This is a genomic window from Mesorhizobium sp. STM 4661 (assembly GCF_000359125.1).
Taxonomy (GTDB): domain Bacteria; phylum Pseudomonadota; class Alphaproteobacteria; order Rhizobiales; family Rhizobiaceae; genus Mesorhizobium.
This window is the reverse complement of sequence record NZ_CAAF010000048.1, coordinates 46892-64515: the sequence shown is the minus strand read 5'-3', so window position 1 is coordinate 64515 and position 17624 is coordinate 46892. Positions and strand designations below refer to the sequence as shown.

General features: G+C 61.0%; 15 protein-coding genes. 4 read left to right on the top strand and 11 right to left on the bottom strand.

The window, feature by feature from the left end:
• Positions 1-239 precede the first annotated feature (239 nt).
• The gene (locus MESS4_RS15500; protein WP_006332437.1) at positions 240-911 is read right to left on the bottom strand and encodes an acyl-homoserine-lactone synthase; all 672 of its coding nucleotides are present in this window, start codon (positions 909-911) and stop codon (positions 240-242) included.
• 81 nt (positions 912-992) lie between these two features.
• Entirely contained in the window at positions 993-1715 is a 723-nt protein-coding gene (locus MESS4_RS15495; protein WP_006332435.1) for a LuxR family transcriptional regulator, read from the bottom strand.
• Between the two features lie 530 nt (positions 1716-2245).
• Here MESS4_RS15495 and MESS4_RS15490 point away from each other — a divergent pair.
• Both MESS4_RS15490 and MESS4_RS15485 read left to right on the top strand, forming a co-directional pair.
• On the top strand, positions 2246-2602 hold the full coding sequence (locus tag MESS4_RS15490) for a DUF2934 domain-containing protein (RefSeq protein ID WP_006332430.1): 357 nt from the start codon (positions 2246-2248) through the stop codon (positions 2600-2602).
• Positions 2603-2863: 261 nt separating this feature from the next.
• Positions 2864-3091, top strand: a complete 228-nt coding sequence (locus tag MESS4_RS15485; RefSeq protein WP_006332426.1) for a hypothetical protein — start codon at positions 2864-2866, stop codon at positions 3089-3091.
• A gap of 36 nt (positions 3092-3127) precedes the next feature.
• Here MESS4_RS15485 and MESS4_RS15480 read toward each other — a convergent pair whose 3' ends face one another.
• Positions 3128-5707, bottom strand: a complete 2580-nt coding sequence (locus MESS4_RS15480; RefSeq protein ID WP_006332424.1) for an EAL domain-containing protein — start codon at positions 5705-5707, stop codon at positions 3128-3130.
• A gap of 506 nt (positions 5708-6213) precedes the next feature.
• Positions 6214-7266 carry a class I SAM-dependent methyltransferase gene (locus MESS4_RS15475; protein ID WP_244441141.1) on the bottom strand — a complete coding sequence of 351 codons (1053 nt, stop codon included), beginning with the start codon at positions 7264-7266 and terminating at the stop codon, positions 6214-6216.
• Positions 7267-7372: 106 nt separating this feature from the next.
• Between MESS4_RS15475 and MESS4_RS15470 the strand changes: the two genes are divergently transcribed.
• Both MESS4_RS15470 and MESS4_RS15465 read left to right on the top strand, forming a co-directional pair.
• Positions 7373-7600: a hypothetical protein gene (locus MESS4_RS15470; RefSeq protein ID WP_006332420.1), complete on the top strand. Its 228-nt coding sequence runs from the start codon at positions 7373-7375 to the stop codon at positions 7598-7600.
• Between the two features lie 255 nt (positions 7601-7855).
• On the top strand, positions 7856-9535 hold the full coding sequence (locus MESS4_RS15465; RefSeq protein ID WP_006332419.1) for a hypothetical protein: 1680 nt from the start codon (positions 7856-7858) through the stop codon (positions 9533-9535).
• An 18-nt stretch (positions 9536-9553) separates the two neighbouring features.
• Here MESS4_RS15465 and MESS4_RS15460 read toward each other — a convergent pair whose 3' ends face one another.
• From MESS4_RS15460 to MESS4_RS15430, 7 genes are all read right to left on the bottom strand, one after another.
• Positions 9554-9856: a Fis family transcriptional regulator gene (locus MESS4_RS15460; protein WP_348259938.1), complete on the bottom strand. Its 303-nt coding sequence runs from the start codon at positions 9854-9856 to the stop codon at positions 9554-9556.
• Positions 9853-10200 carry a type II toxin-antitoxin system RelE/ParE family toxin gene (locus MESS4_RS15455; protein WP_006332417.1) on the bottom strand — a complete coding sequence of 116 codons (348 nt, stop codon included), beginning with the start codon at positions 10198-10200 and terminating at the stop codon, positions 9853-9855. Before MESS4_RS15455 ends, MESS4_RS15460 begins: the two co-directional genes overlap by 4 nt.
• Positions 10201-10285: 85 nt before the next feature.
• Positions 10286-14095 (bottom strand): methionine synthase, encoded by a 3810-nt coding sequence (metH, locus tag MESS4_RS15450; protein ID WP_006332415.1) that lies wholly within the window; start codon positions 14093-14095, stop codon positions 10286-10288.
• A 226-nt stretch (positions 14096-14321) separates the two neighbouring features.
• Complete coding sequence (locus MESS4_RS15445; protein WP_006332414.1) at positions 14322-15380, bottom strand: ornithine cyclodeaminase; 1059 nt, start codon at positions 15378-15380, stop codon at positions 14322-14324.
• A 21-nt stretch (positions 15381-15401) separates the two neighbouring features.
• Positions 15402-16031: an FMN-binding negative transcriptional regulator gene (locus MESS4_RS15440; RefSeq protein ID WP_006332413.1), complete on the bottom strand. Its 630-nt coding sequence runs from the start codon at positions 16029-16031 to the stop codon at positions 15402-15404.
• 4 nt (positions 16032-16035) lie between these two features.
• Positions 16036-16917, bottom strand: coding sequence for a branched-chain amino acid ABC transporter permease (locus MESS4_RS15435; protein ID WP_006332412.1), 882 nt, complete (start codon positions 16915-16917; stop codon positions 16036-16038).
• Between the two features lie 2 nt (positions 16918-16919).
• Positions 16920-17624 carry an ABC transporter ATP-binding protein gene (locus tag MESS4_RS15430; RefSeq protein ID WP_006332411.1) on the bottom strand — a complete coding sequence of 235 codons (705 nt, stop codon included), beginning with the start codon at positions 17622-17624 and terminating at the stop codon, positions 16920-16922.

Below are 17624 nucleotides of genomic sequence, written 5' to 3'. Positions count from 1 at the left end.
CTCGCCTTGAGTCTGAACCATTATACAGAGGCGATTTTCAGGGTCGATAACTCTGCTTGTGTGTTTCCCAGTCTCAACGGTTGCCAAAACTCCTTTTTTAACAATACTTTGTATGTAACGACCGTCAATCTCCACACTGAGCTTGAACACTTCCATTCTATCTATTCCTCTTAAGGCTTTACAAATTATTCGGTGTGATGCAAGTAACCAATAAAGTCACGTTTCTACATCTTCTAGAACTATTCGACCTCCAATTTTATGCAACAGTCCTGCACGGGTCGTGTATTAGCAAATGGCAGTTGCATTCCTCTGCGAACCAGCAATGAATGATCGATGCCAAGGATCTGCCTAACACTCGCCAGCGCCGCCTCATTCACATCGATGTAAGCGACGATGTACCACTCGCCGTTCTCTTCCCTTGCCATGCCCATCGGCTCGGCGCGCCATTTGAGCGCGCCATGGTGGGGCATGAAGTAGGTTTCCTGAACGCCACCGACCGCGCTGAGGCCTTCGTCGAGGGCGTATTCCATCACCGCGCAGCACAATTGCGTCAGCGTGCCTCGCAACCCGGTCGAGCGTTTATCGGGAACGACGAAGGTGCGGGTCCATTCGGCCCAATCGGGGCGTCTCGGGACACCCGATCTTTCGCACATGTGAGAAAAGACCTCCGAGACCATGTGCGGCTCGCTCGTTGGGATCAATCGGGCCGAGGTCACCACGCGACCGTCTTCGATACCGAGCAGATACGTCGCCGCATCCGTATCGAACTGGTCTAGCTCGCGACCATCCGGGCTTGGAGGGCGCCAATGTTTCTGGTGCACGAAGAAATCGTGCCGCCGGCGCAAAAACTCGTCGAATTCGTTCTCGTAGAGATGCTTGTTCCGCGCATTGACGACATGGGCCGTGATCATAGCGCACCCCCCAATTATTCTTGGGGGACAGTTGCAGTCATCCTAATATACGTCACCTGTCCGATCGGACAGTTGACGCAACTAAGGGTGGATTAGCCGCCTGCGCACCGCTTCAACGACAGCTTGCGTGGTCGTAGCGACGCCAAAGGCCTCGCGAGCCCGCGTCGAGTGCCATTTGACGGTGCGCTCGGTCAGGCCAAGGATTTGGGATGTTTCCGACGAGGTCTTGCCGGCCGCGGCCCACAAGAGCACTTCCCTTTCCCGATCGGTCAACAGGCCTTCATCGCCGTCATCGTCATTGGACAGGGCCTGGATCGACATGCCGGCATAGACCGCCATCGTCACCAGTTGCACTTGCTGGCGCGGCGATAAAGTGCAGCTCTTTTGCGAGGAGGCGAACGACAGCACGGATTGCCAATGGTGGACGCTGAGCATCGGCACCGCAAAGCCGCTCGATATGCCGAACTCCGTCGCTTCACCGGCCACGCGTCGGGAGTCGTCCGTGTCGGACCATTTTGCGGGAACGTCGGCCCAGAAGAATGGCTTCAGGGTCTTCGCCGAATAGATGCAAACCCCATCGACAGCGGCATGCTCGGCTTCGACATAGCGCTCGAACCAGCCCGCGGGCCAACCATTCAGCTCGACCATCGGCGCAAGTTTCTGGCCGCTGAGCGGAACCCCGCTCAGGATAAGATGCTCGAAGCCGAGATTTCTCACGGTTTCAAGAAGATCGCCCAGAAGCGGCCCTGTCGCTGTGTGCTTCCTGCAGCGTTCGACAAAGTCGAACACCTCTGAATCAATCATGCCAGAGACCCCCCGCCTCCATGCCGAGGGACAAGTATACATTAAATTAGAACATTCGAATATCCCATCGCTGCCTCTTCCAATCCCACTGATTGCGTTTGCCATGCGTGTTTTGAGAGGGTGCTGGAAACGGACCCTGGCTGCCCGACGGTGCACTGGGGGCATCGTCGATGCAGCCAGGCCCTTCCACAGCCTGACCTGGAAGGAGCATGGCGAGGCCCAACCGGGCGGCTAGGCGCTTGCTTCGAGCAAGTCCAGCTTGCGCGCGCCAACGCCGATATCGCCAGTGCGGTGGAAAGACGCCTGATCGAGGCGGCGCGGAGGCTTCAATTCAAGTGGAGCCATCAGCGCTGGAGAAAGTCGAGGGCTAGTGACGGCGGAGCCAGAGGCTTTCCCTCAAAGCCAAGAGCGCCACCGCCCTTTTCCGCCATCACACTCCCAATTCACCGCTTTCGCCAAAAATCTCTATTCCGTGCCGGATCATTTTGACGCGCTCGGCGTTGACGGGAACACGCATGAGGAATCAAAAAATGGGCGACGAGCGGCACGAGAAAATCCAGCAGCGCGCATACGAGATTTGGGAACGCGAAGGCGGCATACATGGCGATCATGAGAGGCATTGGCAGACCGCCAAAGATGAGATGGACCGAGAGGCCGCACTTCCCCTTACCGCGGACGATGCGCTTCACCTTACTGCGGACAATGCGCTTCCCGAAACCGGCGAGATCGCCAGCTCGGACGTTTTAACTGTTGAAGCATTGGCCATGCGTACCGGCATAACCGGCGACCAGGCACAAGACCTGATTGACCGACTTGGTGACGATCGAGCGGCGATCGAGGAAGCCGCGCGCAGCTTAGCTGTCGGGCAGCAGAATTTCAGCAAGTAGGAAACCCACCGAAGCGAGATCCTTGTCGGTCTTGATGCGGGATCGGTCAAGCGTAGCGCGCTTCACGCAATTGCCGCGACAGGAACGCGACACCACGTCCAAGGCCGCTCGACCTGCACTGACTCGCGCCGGCCATTTTTCATGGCGCCGATCAAATGAATGACAATTTTCTGTCTAAATGCGTCTACGGTTCAATGTCGGCGACCACGCATGGCATCGCCTGGAAGAAACAACTAACGCTCCCCCACTAAAGGCGTCGAGATGCTACCAGCACCGCAAAGCCAATTCCTTGGACCTGAAGATCGGGCGATCTGCCAACGGGTAGTCGACCAGATAACCGCCGACGCCAAATGGTACAGCACCTCAATAGATGGTCAGATTCTGGCCTCGACCGTGCTGACCCTCTTTCAATCCGGGGTCGCCAACGAAACGAATTTGCTGGCACATGTTCGCGCGCGTCGCCACGACTTCACCAAGCAGGCCGACTAGCTCTCACGCACCCGACACATAGGCAGGATCTAGCGGCTAGCTGACCGCGCGCAGACGCCGGGATCGAGCGAAGGCCTTTAGTCCGTCGGAATCCAGCGCACGCCCGAAGGCATAACCCTGCAATATGTCGCAGCCCAAGCTCTTGAGTATCCGTGCGTGCTCCATCGTCTCGACACCTTCCGCTACGACCTCGATACCCAGGGACTTGCCGATTTCAATGATCGATGAGACGACCTGCCTTCGTTGCGGCGATTTCACAATCGGGATGACCAACTGGCGATCTATCTTCAGGCGGCGAGGCTGTAGCTTGAGCAAGCTGACTATAGAGGCATAACCGGTGCCAAAATCGTCTATTTCAACATCAATGCCGAGTTCTTTTATCTGTTCGACATTCCAGGTGACAAAATCGTCATTTTCGTCAAGGAAAATTGACTCAACCAGCTCGAACGAAACTGTTCCTTTCCTGATATTCAGCTTCTTCAAACTCTTTATGAGTCCCTCATCTTGAAGGCGCCGCGCCGAAACGTTGACCGATACCCGCGGAATGTGAATATTCGCAGCAGACCATGCTTCGAAATCCGAAAGCGATTGCTCCAGTATGGTTCGATCGATGACCGAGACGACATTCAGTTCTTCCGCAGTCCTCAGGAAGACATCGGGCGCCAAAATACCCTTCGCCGGATGCCTCCATCGCGCCAGCGCCTCAACCCCAACAATTTCGAGCGTCTTTGCGTCAAATTGCGGCTGGTAGAAGGGAATGAACTCGTTGCGCTCAAGGCCGCCGAGAATTTCGTCGGCAATCCGTTTTGTGTCGACGATTTCGCTTTGCATCGCCTCGGTGAAGAATTCGTATCGATTGCGCCCACGCCTCTTTGCCCGGTAAAGCGCGATGTCAGCATTAACCAGCAGGTGTTTGGCTTCGATATCTTTTCCATTATCGACTGCAATTCCCACGCTCACACCGAAACGGCATCGATGGCCCTGATAGTAGACGGGTTCGCGCATCTGGCTGATGACGCGGTCAGCGAGCAGCGCCAGTTGCTTGATATCGACATGCACCACGCACAGGACGATGAATTCGTCTCCTCCGATGCGAGCGACAAATCCCTCACCATTGACCTTGGACCGGAGGACAGTTGAGGCGTGAACAAGCATTGCGTCGCCCGCGGCGTGGCCAAGCGTATCGTTGATGTGCTTGAACCGATCCAGATCTATGTGAAGCAGTGCCGCATACCCGCCGAGGCGCCTGGCGTTTGCCGCGTAATCCTCCAGCACTTGGTCGAGGTAGCGCCGGTTGGGCAAACCGGTCAATGAATCGTGAAGCGCAATGTGCTCTATGCGCGCCTTGGCCGATTCGAGTTCTGCATTTTTCGACTCGGAAAGCTGTTTTGCGCGAACCAGATCCTTGTTCAGCAGGACATCGGATGTCACATCCCATTCCGCGCCAATCATTTTCGGGGTGTCGTTTGCCACTCGGTAAATAATCGCCTTGGACCGGACATGACGAATCTCGCCATCCGGACGAATAATCCGGTACTCCGACAAATATGGTCCGCCACTGGCCATCGCGCTGTCGAAATCGGCGTTGGCGCCAGCCAAATCATCCGGGTGGATTGCTCCCGCCCAGTCCAGGTAGCCGCGGCGCTCCCCGGTTGGTTTGCCGTATATTTCATTGACGCGATCGTCCCACGCAAGTTCGTTGGTCGCGAGATCGTGTTCCCAAACGCCAATAGCCGACGCTTCCAGAGCGAGTTCCAGGCGTCTCGACAATCGACGCAGTTCCGCATAGTTGCGCTGTCTCTCGCCAAGCAGGCGACCCGTAACCAGGAAGGGGATCACAACCAGCGCCCCGGCCGCCGCCATGATTGCGCGCAAGAGCCACGCGTTGGCGGGCGTCGAAGGCCAGCCGTTCTTGGGAATGGCTGCGATCCGCCACGAACCGGACGGGAGCAGAACGTCGGCCGTCACCGGATCGCTTTTGCCGACACCCTCATTGCCGAAGAATTGTTCTCCACTTGGACCGAGAGCGTCCTTACCGATCAGCGCTATGTCAATCCCGAGATCATCGTCAAGCAGGCCGCTCGCCTTATAAAGGCGCTGCACGTCGACAACGGCCGAAATGATGCCCCAGAACCTTTCGGTGTTGCCCGCACTCCGGACAAAAACCGGAATACGACCAACGAAGCCTTGCCCTCCCTGCCTCAAGTCGACGGGACCGGCAAGAATGAGCTTGCGCTCGTCTCGCGCCCTTAGCGCACCCGCACGCTGCCGCTCGTCCTTGCGGTAATCGAGGCCTATTGCCTTATCGTTGCCCTCCATCGGGTACATCAGGGAAATGACCAGATCGGGCGCGCCGGCAATGTTCTTCAATTGCGAGTCCCCGCCAAACAGGTTACTCGCGAGCGAGGCGAAGCGTTGCTGTCCCATATAGGGCTCAGTCACCACCGCCGCGACCAGTCCCTGCACCAATTGAAGGTTTCCGTTGATGTTGCCTTCGAGCTTGGCGCGGATAAGATTGACCTTGGCCAGGACATCCGCACGGGCGGCTTGGTCCGAGACGACTTTGTTCTGGTGGTCCGCGAATACCGCGCTAATGGCAATAACCAGAACCGCCATTGCCGCCGGAATATTCGCCGACGAAAAAACAGCCTTCTTAACACCGCCGAACCTAGCGCGGAAAAGAGCCAATAGGCGATTCCTCAGCTGCCAGTCGAGTTCTCGGGCCGACCCGACGATGGAATATTAGCCTTCAAGTATTTAATTTTGACCTTCACGGGTCCTAAAACTTTTGCACTTTTCGATCGCTGGCGCCGGAGTGCTGGAACGGACCTGCGGCTCCGCTTGATATCTTGGAGCTGCTTGCCGTCACCGACGCCGGCCATCGTGCCGAAACCACCGTTCGCGCAATTCTGGGGAGCCTTACGGGCGATCGATGATCCACCGCTGCGCGACCGCTAAGGGGATCGACATGAAAAAATGCTGACTAGCGGCTTGCTCGCAAGATCGCGGACACGGCGAGCGCCGTTGCACAATTTGAGGCGCCGGATCCGAACAACATCATGCGTAGACCTCGGAAGAACATAACTCCGCAACGACAATGCAAAACTGGATCAATAGCGGGATTAGTGGCCCTCAATCGTCTTGGGAGTAACAAGGTATGGTATCTTGCCGACGCTGCGCTTCGTCGCGCCAATGGAATAGGCCATTGGGATCTTAGGAGAGTTCTCCGGCAAGCCGTACATATCCTTGCCGGCCCTGACGGCGAATGAAAAATGCTGCCACGAAACCGTGTCGTGCTCATTGAGAAAATCAAGCGTCAGCCCAGCTGAAATCAGCGCGTTCACCACGTCACTGACCGGATGAATCCACTCATAGTAGCGAGGATGTTTCAAGATGCGGTCGTCGCCGGTATAGGTCCGTTCCTCGTTCCACGCGAGTGGCCGAGCTAGTGGCGTCCGCCAGTCATGCTTGAATTCCAGCGTCGCAGCCTTGCGGTCGCACTGGAACATCAACGGGTGGCCCTCGGCCAGATAGAGCCGGCCGCCGGGCCGCAGGAGATCGGCAACCACCCGCGCCCAGCGGAACACATCGTCCAGCCAGTTTACCGAACCCCAGGTAACGTAAGCGATGTCAAAGGTTCGGCCTAGCGCTTCGACTGCCTCGAACAGTGGCGCTTCCACGAAACGTACATCCGTGCCTGCCTTCGCGGCGAAATCCCGTGCCGCTGCGATCGCGGTCGGTGAAAAGTCGAGGCCGGTCACGCTGCCCGCGCCCAGATTCTTCAAGCTGATCGTGTCGAGCCCGATATGACATTGCAAATGGACGATATCCTTGCCGATGATATCACCGACCTCGCGCGTTTCCAGCTCATAGAGGTTGGATCCGCCCGCCAATACATTTTCGATGTGGTAGCTGCCCGTCGTGTCGGTCGAATGCAGCTCGGCCCGATCGTCCCAATTAAGGCGGTTCGCACCCAGAAACGGTTCCAAATTGCCCCCAAGTCCCTGCCGAGACCAACGTTTGGTAAACAGAACGTTAATATACTTTGCAGCTAAAGGATCGCGCGTCAATCCGAGGCGGGGCCGGTGCATCAACACGCGTCGCAAGGCCGCCCATTGAGGCCTCGGGCGCGTGGGCAACGACTCGCGCCGGCCATTTTTCACGGCGCCGATCAAATGAATGAGAATTTTCTGTCTGAACGCGTCTACGGTTCAGTGTCGGCGACCACGCATGGCATCGCCTGGCAGAAACAGCTAACTCTCCCGCGTTAAAGGCGTCCAGATGCTGCGAGCACCGCAAAGCCAATTCCTTGGACCTGAAGATCGGGCGATCTGCCAACGGGTAGTCGACCAGGTAACCGCCGACGCCAAATGGTACAGTACCTCAATAGATGGTCATATTCTGGCCTCGACCGTGCTGACCCTTTTTCAATCCGGGGTCGCCAACGAAACGAATTTGCTGGCACATGTTCGCGCGCGTCGCCACGATTTCACCAAGCAGACCGGCTAAAGCGCGTCGCCTGAATGAATTCAGGCGACGCGCTTTAGATTTTTGATTTCATGCATGTCGTTATCCCAAAACCGGGTCCACTTTTGGGCGACATGCAATAGCTCTTGCCCACCCGACATAGGCGACGCGTGCGGCGGCTCGCGGGCGCCCCCGACGAAATTCGAAACACATTTGCCATCTGTACACGTTCGGCACAAACTGGTCACAAATGGATCCGGCACGGGCTCACCGGCCGTCAATATTGCATGAGAATCCATGGACCGCTTCGACCTCGGCGCCTACCGCCGCCCCATCTCCACTCGCTCTGTGGAAACCCAGCGCTGGTTCGATGTCGGCCTCAACTGGTGCTATGGCTTCAACCATGAGGAAGGTATCAAGTGCTTTGAGAAGGCGTTGGAAACGGACCCCGACTGTCCTTTTGCGCATTGGGGCATCGCCTATGCCGCCGGGCCTTTCTACAACCTGACCTGGAAGGAGCATGGCGAGGCCGAGGCCAACCGAGCGGCCAGGCGTTGCTTCGAACATGTCCAGCTCGCGCGCGCCAATGCCGATCGCGCCAGCGCGGTGGAAAGGCGCCTGATCGAGGCGCTGGCCTGCCGTTTCTCCGAACCGCATGTCGCGATACCGCCCAAATTCGAGCAATGGGACGATGGCTACGCCGCCGAGATGCGTGGCGTCTACGCAAGCTTTCCCGACGATCACGATGTGATGGCGTTGTTTGTCGAAGCGCTGATGATGCGCACCGTGCGGCGGCTGTGGAACCTCAAGACCGGCAAGCCCGCGCCGAATTCGGATGTGCTGGAGGCGCTCGAGGTTTGCGAGCGGTCGATCCGGCTCGCCGACGAGGCCGGCGCAGCGCAGCATCCGGCGATCGTCCATTTGCACATCCACCTTCTGGAAATGTCCACCATGCCGGAACGCGGCATGCGCTCGGCGGACCTGCTCGGCACGATGTGTCCCGATGCCGGGCACATGAACCACATGCCGGGGCACATCTACGTGCTGTGCGGCGAGTACGAGAAGGCCAGGCTTGCCAGCGAAAAGGCGGTTCGCGCCAACGACCTCTATCTCGCCTATGCGGATCAGCCCACCTACTATCTGCTTGGCTGCTGCCACGATCTCCATCTGATGATGTTCACTTGCATGTTTCTCGGCCAGTACAAGCCTGCGCTGTGGGCCGCCGACAAGGTGCGCAGCCTGGTGAAGCGCGACGTCGTCAGCATCCCGGACCGGCCAAAGCTCACCCAGACGGTGGAAGGCTACCATGCCATGAAATCGCATGTGCTGGTGCGCTTCGGCCGCTGGCAGGAGATCATCGACGAGCCGATGAATGACGAGCCCGAGCTTTACGTCCTGACCACGGCGATGCAGCACTACGCCAAGGGCGTCGCGCATGCGACGCTCAGGGATTTCGCCAAAGCGGAGCAGGAACGCGAGCGGTTTCACCGGCATTTGGCGGGCATCCCGCCCGAGCGGCGTTTCCTCAGCAACCCGACGCGGGCCTCGCTGGCCGTGGGTGCTGCCTTGCTCGATGGCGAACTCGCCTATCACAAGGGCCATCATGACGAGGCCTACGCGCATCTGCGGCAAGCGGTCGAGCTTGACGACAATCTGTCCTACACCGAGCCTTGGGCGTGGATGCACCCACCGCGCCATGCGCTGGCGGCACTGCTGCTGGACCAGGGCCATAGCGAAGAGGCCGAGCAGGTCTATCGCGATGATCTGGGCCTAAGCGGCAAGGTGCAACGCTGCGCCCAGCACCCGAACAATGTCTGGGCGCTGCATGGGCTTGTGGAATGCCTGAAACTGCGCGGCGAGACGGAGGAGTTGCCCGCAGTGCAGGCCGGGCTCACCGCCGCGCTGGCCAAGGCGGACGTGCCGATCATCTCGTCCTGCCTATGCAGGACGAGCGCGCAACCGGGCTGCTGTCATTGAGATGCCGTCGAGGCCGTCTCACATCAGTTCCACCCGCAACGATCGGCCAACCGCGCTTGCTGCTCGCCGCAACGTTGACAACGTCACAGATGGATTGTTCGGATCGAGCAAGCGGTCAAGCTGGCGGCGGTCGGTTTTCATGCGGGCCGCCATTGCGGTCTTGGTGATTCCACTTGCTTTCATGGCTTGCCTGATCTGGTCGGCAATGATCTCCTTGAGGGCAAGCTCCTCCGTTTCGGCAAGCATGCCTTCCTTCGCGAGAAACTCATCCAAGGTCTCATCGCGAGCGATATGCCCTTTACTTCTATCCTGTGCCATCATTCCAACTCCCGTTTCCGTTTAAGCGCGAGTTCAATTTCCTGCGCCGGTGTCTTCTGTGTCTTTTTCACAAAGCCGTGCAGCAGCACCATCTCACCCGCCAGGATACTAAAAATCACTCGCCCGATCTTGCCATCCGTCAGATCGCTGCGGACTTCCCAAAGCCCATGTCCCAGCGAGCGGCAATAGGGCATGCCGATCGGCCATCCGAACTCGACCTTCTGGATGTCCTTCCCAACAAGGCGCCTATCGTCCTCCGAGATATCCAGCAGCCACTCCCTGACGGGCTTCCGACCTGTCCCGGTCGCATAAAATCGCGCCTGCAGCTTCTTCAGAGGTCCAATCATCCAACCCTATTGTGTCAAAATTGACGCGTTTCTGCAACAACCATTCTGCGAAGGATCGGGCTCTTCCCACCGCGGCATCAGGGCCTCACGCGGCTGCGTCGAGCCCCTGTGCCGGCACATAGTTGAGGATCGGGCCGAGCCAGCGCTCGACCTCGGCAAGCGGCATGCGTTTGCGCCGCGCATAGTCCTCGACCTGGTCGCGTTCGACCTTGGCCACGCCGAAATAATAGCTTTCGGGATGCGACAGGTAGATGCCGGAGACGGAGGAGCCCGGCCACATCGCAAAGCTTTCGGTCAGGCTCACGCCCGCATTGCGCTCGCCGTCGAGCAGGCGAAACAGCGTCGCTTTCTCGGTGTGATCGGGCTGCGCGGGATAGCCGGGCGCCGGGCGGATACCGCGATAGGGTTCGCCGATCAGGTCGTCCGGGGCCAGGTTCTCATCGGGTGCGTAACCCCAAAACTCCTTGCGCACCTTCTCGTGCAGGCGCTCGGCGAAGGCCTCGGCGAAACGGTCGGCCAGCGCCTTGACCATGATCGACGAGTAGTCGTCGTTCGCCCGCTCGAAGCGCTCGGCGATTGCAACTTCCTCGATGCCGGCGGTGACGATGAAGCCGCCCAGATAGTCGGCCTTGGCGCTGTCGGCAGGCGCGACGAAGTCCGACAGCGCGACATTCGCCTTGCCGTCGCGCTTGGTCAGCTGCTGGCGCAGCGTGAAGAAGGTCGCCAGTTCGTCGGATCGCTTATCGTCCGCGAACAGCCGGATATCGTCGCCGACGGCGTTGGCCCGCCAGAAACCGATCACGCCCTTTGGCGCGAACCATTTTTCGGCAATGACCTTCTTCAGCATCGCCTGCGCATCCTCGAAAAGCTGGCGCGCCGCCGGCCCTTGCGCTTCGTCCTCGAGGATCTTGGGATAACGGCCCTTCAACTCCCAGGTCTGGAAGAACGGCGTCCAGTCGATATAGCGGGCGAGTTCGGCCAGATCCCAGTCTTCGAAGACCTTCGGGCCGAGGAAGGACGGTTTTGGCGGCTCGTAGCCCGCCCAGTCGATCCTGTGGGCGTTGGCCCGCGCCCTGGCCAGCGGCAGGCGCTGCTTGTCGGCTTCGCTGCGCGCATGTGCGTCGGCGACCTTCTTGTATTCGGCGCGAACGTTGTCGACATAACCGCCCTTGGCTTCGTTCGACAGCAGCGCCGACACCACGCCGACCGCGCGGCTGGCATCGGCGACATAGACCGTCTGGCCACTGGTGTAGCGTGGATGGATCTTCACCGCCGTATGCACGCGGCTGGTCGTCGCGCCGCCGATCAACAGTGGAATGTCGAAGCCTTCGCGCTCCATCTCGGCGGCCATATGCGCCATCTCGTCGAGCGAAGGCGTGATCAGGCCGGACAGGCCGATAATGTCGACCTGCCGCTCGCGCGCCGTCTGCAGGATCTTCGCCGCCGGCACCATGACGCCGAGGTCGATGATCTCGTAATTGTTGCAGGCCAGAACCACGCCGACGATGTTCTTGCCGATGTCGTGGACATCGCCCTTCACCGTCGCCATCAGGATCTTGCCGGCGGTCTGGCGCTCGCCATTGTCGACGCCATTGGCGGCGTTGGCCAGCTTCTCCGCCTCCATGTACGGCAATAGTCCTGCGACGGCCTGTTTCATCACCCGTGCGGACTTCACCACTTGCGGCAGGAACATCTTGCCGGCGCCGAACAGGTCGCCGACGACGTTCATGCCAGCCATCAGCGGGCCTTCGATGACGTGCAGCGGCCGTTCGCTGGCAAGTCGTGCTTCGTCCGTGTCCGCGTCGATGAATTCGGTGATGCCGTTGACCAGGGCGTGCGAAATGCGCTGCTCGACCGGCCAGTCGCGCCAGGCGAGATCGCGTTCCCGCGCCTCCTTGCCGGCCGTGCCCTTGAAGCGTTCGGCGAGTTCCAGCATGCGTTCGGTCGCCGTGCCGCCGCCCTTCGGCTCGCGGTTGTTGACGACATCCTCGCAGGCTTCGCGCAGGTCCGGATCGATGGTGTCGTAGACGGCAAGCTGCCCGGCATTGACGATGCCCATGTCCATGCCCGCCTGGATGGCGTGGTAGAGGAACACGGCATGCATGGCCTCGCGCACCGGCTCGTTGCCGCGGAACGAGAAGGAGAGGTTCGACACGCCGCCCGATATGTGGACATGGGGAAGCGTCGCCGTGATCTGCCTGGCAGCTTCGATGAAGTCGACGCCGTAATTGTTGTGCTCCTCGATGCCGGTGGCGATGGCAAAGACGTTGGGATCGAAAACAATGTCCTCGGGCGGGAATCCGGCCTGCTCGGTCAGAAGCTTGTAGGCGCGGGTGCAGATTTCGACCTTGCGCGTCTGCGTGTCGGCCTGGCCGTCCTCGTCGAAGGCCATGACGACCACCGCCGCGCCATACGCGCGGACGAGCTTCGCATGGTGCAGAAAGGCCGCTTCGCCTTCCTTCATGGAAATCGAGTTCACCAGCGGCTTGCCCTGCACGCATTTCAGGCCGGCCTCGATGATCTCCCATTTGGAACTGTCGATCATCACGGGAACGCGGGCGATATCAGGCTCAGCCGCGATCAGGTTGAGATATTCGACCATCGCCTTCTTCGAATCGATCAGGCCTTCATCCATGTTGATGTCGATGATCTGGGCGCCGTTGGCGACCTGGTCGCGCGCTACATCGAGGGCGGCGGCATAGTCGCCCGCCGTGATCAGCTTCCTGAACCTGGCCGAGCCCGTGACATTGGTCCGCTCACCGACATTCACGAACGGAATCTCGTCGGTCAGCGTGAACGGCTCGAGCCCCGACAGGCGCATCCTGGGTTCGATATCGGGAACAGCGCGCGGCGGATATTTCTTCACCGCCGCCGCGATGGCGCGGATGTGGTCCGGCGTCGAGCCGCAGCAGCCGCCGACGACGTTGACCAATCCCTCGCGCGCGAAATCCTCGATCTGCGCCGCCATGAATTCCGGGCTCTCGTCGTAACCGCCGAATTCATTGGGCAGGCCGGCATTCGGATAGGCACAGGTAAAGGTGTTGGCGACGCCGGAAATCTCGTCCAGATGCGCCCGCATGGCGTTGGCGCCCAGCGCGCAGTTGAGGCCGATCGTGAACGGGCTGGCATGGCGCACCGAATGCCAGAAAGCCGTCGGCGTCTGGCCGGAGAGCGTGCGGCCGGACAGGTCGGTGATCGTGCCGGAGATCATGACCGGCAGATGCACGTCCTTCTCGATGAAGATCTCGTTGCAGGCGAAGATCGCCGCCTTGGCGTTCAGCGTATCGAAGATGGTCTCGATCAGGATGATGTCGGCGCCGCCGTCGATGAGGCCGCGTAGCTGCTCGCCATAAGCAAGGCGCAATTCGTCGAACGTCACGGCGCGGTAGCCGGGATTGTTGACATCCGGCGACATCGAGGCGGTGCGGTTGGTCGGCCCCAGCGCACCGGCGACGAAACGGCGCTTGCCGTCCTCCTGCTCAGCCCGCAGCGCTGCCCTGCGCACCAGCCGTGCACCGTCGCGGTTCAGCGCGTAGACCGCATCCTCCATGCCGTAATCGGCCTGGGCGATGGCGGTCGAGGAGAAGGTGTTGGTTTCAAGGATGTCCGCCCCGGCGATGGCGTATTGATAGTGAATCTCCTCGATCGCCTTGGGCTGCGTCAGGATCAGCAGGTCGTTGTTGCCCTGCTGATGGCAGGCGCAGTCGGCGAATTTGTCGCCACGGAAGTGGTTCTCGTCGAAGCCCAGGCCCTGGATCTGCGTGCCCATGGCGCCGTCGAGGACAAGGATGCGTTCGCGCGCCGCCGCCGTCAGCGCCGCAAGCACTTCCGAACCGTCCGGCTTTGCCGCGACGGGGCCGAACAAATCGTCCAGCGGTGAAGGGTTTTGCGACATTTTTCATCCTCAAGGCGACAGTCACGCCAAGTCACATAAAGACATCTTTATGTCAATATACGCTATTTAACTCGGTCTGTCACGCCTGTCGCAAGGGCCCTCAGGGCAATCGTTTCAGCTTTGCGCGGCCCTCAGCCACCTGCGTTCCAGCGTTGATGATTGGCGAAAGCCGAGGCGACATCCGATCTCCTCCCTTGCGGGGGGATCGGCAACTTCGCCGCTGGCGCTACGACGCCGCCTGCCCTGTCTTCGCCGCCCTCAGCAGCATGCCGAACAGGTCGCGCGGTTCGTCGGGATCGGCCAGCATGTCCAGCTCCTGGTATAGCCCGGTCGAGCGCAACTGGTCGCGGACATAGCGCAGCGCCGAAAAATCCTCGATGGCGAAGCCGACGGAATCGAACAGCGTAATCTGGCCGGCATCGCGCCGCCCTTTCGCCGCGCCGGTGATGACCTGCCACAGCTCGGTCACCTCATGGTCCGGTGCAAGCTGCTGGATCTCGCCCTCGATGCGGGTCTGTGGGGGATATTCGACGAAGATATCCGAGCGCAGCAGGATGTCGCGATGCAATTCGGTTTTGCCGGGGCAGTCGCCGCCAACCGCGTTGACGTGGACGCCGGACCCGACCATGTTGTCGGTGAGGATGGTGGCGTACTGCTTGTCGGCGGTGACGGTGGTGATGATCCCGGCACCCTCGACCGCCTCCCCCGTGGTGGCGCAAGCCACCATGTCGAAACCCAGCCCGGCGAGGTTGCGGATGCACTTTTCCGTCGCCGTGCGGTCGATGTCGTAGAAGCGCAGCTTGCGCACGCCCAGCAAAGCCTTGAAGGCCAGCGCCTGGAACTCGGCCTGGGCGCCGTTGCCGATCAGCGCCATGCAGTCGGCGCCGGGTGGAGCGAGGTGTTTCGCCGCCAGCGCCGACATCGCGGCAGTGCGCAGCGCGGTCAGGATGGTCATTTCCGACAGCAGCACCGGATAGCCATTGTGGACATCGGCCAACATGCCAAAGGCGGTCACGGTCTGGCGGCCTTCGCGCATGTTCTTCGGGTGGCCGTTGACATATTTGAAGCCATAGACCTCGCCGTCGCTGGTCGGCATCAATTCGATGACGCCCTCGGCGCTGTGCGAGGCGACACGCGGCGTCTTGTCGAAGGCCTGCCAGCGGCGGAAATCGTCCTCGATGTAGCCGGCAAGTTCGGTGAGGAAACGCTCGGCACCGATCTTCAGCACCAGCTTCATCATGTGGTCGACGCCGACGAAGGGCACGATGTTGAGATTGGCGATCATGGGTCTGACTTCCTCCCGCAATCAGTCTTTGCGGTGCGCGTTGCGCGCCGTCATCATAGCGGCAAGTGCCGGATCGCGCGCCTCCAGCGCATCAATCGCGGCACTGGTGTCGTAGAGGCGTTCGTCCTGCCCCATCTTGAACTTGGCCTCGAGCCGCTCGATCGGCAGGTCGAAACCAAGGATATGCGGCATACGCCGCTCCATGCCGCCGGGACCGAGCTCGCGCATGCGCCAGCGGTCCTCGCGATCCTTCTCCAGCACGTCGACCAGTTGCAGCAGATGCCGGGCGGTGGCGTGATCGTCGAGCGGCGCCGGCCGGCCATGGCAATGCACGACGGCGAAATTCCAGGTCGGCGCGCTGTCGCGCACCGGATCGCGCGGATACCAGGACGAGGAGATGTAGCCATGCGGCCCCTGGAAGACGGCGATCGTCTCCCTGCCCTCTGATACCAGCGCGCTGTGCGGGTTCTGCCTGGCAAGGTGCGACACCAGCGTGCCGTTTGGGCCCCGCTCCCGGTCGAGCACGAACGGCAGATGCGAGGCGACCAACCCCTGCGGCCCCGATGTGACCACCGTTGCGAAGGCCGCCGCCTTGATCAGGCCGAAGACGTCGTCCTGCGACAGCGGCGCGAATTCGGGTTTACTGTACACGGGATCAGCTACGCTGCACTCGAACCGCCGGGATCAGGCCTTGCGGCCGCACCAGCAGCACGGCGATGACGCCCGACAGCACGATGGCGTCACGATAGGGTGCGATCGTCGCCGGCAGCGTCGCCTGCAGCAGCACCTCGATGATGCCGAGCAGGAAACCGCCGGCGACAGCACCTGGCAGGCTGCCCAGCCCGCCGACGACGGCGGCGATGAAGGCCTTCAGCACCGGGGTGAAGCCCATCAGCGGATCGACGGAGGCGCGCTGCGCTACCCACAGCATCGCCGCCAGCCCGGCCAGCAGGCCGGAGAGCAGGAAGGCGGTGGCGATGATGCGACTGGCCGGGATGCCCATCAGGCGCACGACGTCGAAGTCTTCCGCCGCGGCGCGCATCGCCGTGCCGGTCACGGTGCGGCGCAGGAAGATCTCCAGCGCAATCAGCGCCAGCGCCGAAACGACGATCGAGATGCTAGGCCCGACGCCGATGGTGAAATCGCCGAAAGAGAAGGCGCCGGTCATCCAGCCGGGCATGGCGACAGCCTGCGGCCGGGCCGAGATGCCGTTCTGGAAGACGACCTTCAGCAGGCTCGAAACGGCGAAGCTGGTCAACAAAAGGCTGGTGACGCTGGCGCCGCGCATTGGCCGAAAGGCGACGCGCTCCATGGCCAGCGCCGCCAGCGCACCGCAGGAGACGGCGGCCAGCACCGCCACCGGGAACGGCAGGCCGAGGACCAGAGAGGCAAGCAGCGCATAGCCCGACAGCGTCATCAACTCGCCATGGGCGAAGTTGATCAGGCCGACAATGGAAAAGACGATCGCCAGGCCGAGCGCCAGGAGCGCATAGACGCCGCCAAGGCTCACCGCATTGATGATCTGCTGCGCGATCATGGTCAGGCTCCGAGATAGGCTTGGCGGACGAGGTCCGAACTGGCGAGTTCTTTCGCCGTGCCCGACAGCACCACCTCGCCATTGGCAAGGACCACGGCGCGGTCGGCGATCTCCAGCGCCAGCGCCACATTCTGCTCGACCAGCAGGATGGTCAGGCCGGTGCGACGCAATTCGGCGATCAGGTCGAAGACGGTGTCGATCAGTTGCGGGGCAAGGCCGAGCGAAGGCTCGTCGAGCAGCACCATGCGCGGCTTGCTCATCAGGGCCCGCGCGATGGCCAGCATCTGCTGCTCGCCGCCCGACAGATTGCCACCCTTGGCGCGGTGATAGCGGCGCAGAATCGGAAACAGTTCCAGCATCTCCTCCTCGCGCGCCCTCGCCTCCGGAGCCGCCAGATGCACGGCGCCGCCGAGCCGCAGATTGTCGGCCACGGTCAGGCTGGCGAAGACGCGGCGGCCTTCCGGAACCAACGCGACGCCCTTGCGGGCGATCGCCTCGGGCGCCAGTCCGGTGATGTCGACGCCGTCGAAGACCACCTTGCCGGACGCAGCCGGCACCAGCCCGGCGATGGCACTGAGCGTCGAACTCTTGCCGGCGCCATTGGCACCGACCAGTGCGATGATCTCGCCGCTGTCGACGGCAAGATCGACGCGGCGCACCGCCTCGACCTCGCCGTAGCGTATCTTCAGGGCTTCGACGCTCAGCAT

Bases quoted from the DNA above. Each gene is read 5' to 3' on its own strand.
- MESS4_RS15500 (WP_006332437.1), bottom strand. From the start codon at position 911: ATGATCACGGCCCATGTCGTCAATGCGCGGAACAAGCATCTCTACGAG.
- MESS4_RS15495 (WP_006332435.1), bottom strand. From the start codon at position 1,715: ATGATTGATTCAGAGGTGTTCGACTTTGTCGAACGCTGCAGGAAGCAC.
- MESS4_RS15490 (WP_006332430.1), top strand. From the start codon at position 2,246: ATGGGCGACGAGCGGCACGAGAAAATCCAGCAGCGCGCATACGAGATT.
- MESS4_RS15485 (WP_006332426.1), top strand. From the start codon at position 2,864: ATGCTACCAGCACCGCAAAGCCAATTCCTTGGACCTGAAGATCGGGCG.
- MESS4_RS15480 (WP_006332424.1), bottom strand. From the start codon at position 5,707: ATGGCGGTTCTGGTTATTGCCATTAGCGCGGTATTCGCGGACCACCAG.
- MESS4_RS15470 (WP_006332420.1), top strand. From the start codon at position 7,373: ATGCTGCGAGCACCGCAAAGCCAATTCCTTGGACCTGAAGATCGGGCG.
- MESS4_RS15465 (WP_006332419.1), top strand. From the start codon at position 7,856: ATGGACCGCTTCGACCTCGGCGCCTACCGCCGCCCCATCTCCACTCGC.
- MESS4_RS15460 (WP_348259938.1), bottom strand. From the start codon at position 9,856: ATGATGGCACAGGATAGAAGTAAAGGGCATATCGCTCGCGATGAGACC.
- MESS4_RS15455 (WP_006332417.1), bottom strand. From the start codon at position 10,200: ATGATTGGACCTCTGAAGAAGCTGCAGGCGCGATTTTATGCGACCGGG.
- metH (WP_006332415.1), bottom strand. From the start codon at position 14,095: ATGTCGCAAAACCCTTCACCGCTGGACGATTTGTTCGGCCCCGTCGCG.
- MESS4_RS15445 (WP_006332414.1), bottom strand. From the start codon at position 15,380: ATGATCGCCAATCTCAACATCGTGCCCTTCGTCGGCGTCGACCACATG.
- MESS4_RS15435 (WP_006332412.1), bottom strand. From the start codon at position 16,917: ATGATCGCGCAGCAGATCATCAATGCGGTGAGCCTTGGCGGCGTCTAT.
- MESS4_RS15430 (WP_006332411.1), bottom strand. From the start codon at position 17,624: ATGCTGAGCGTCGAAGCCCTGAAGATACGCTACGGCGAGGTCGAGGCG.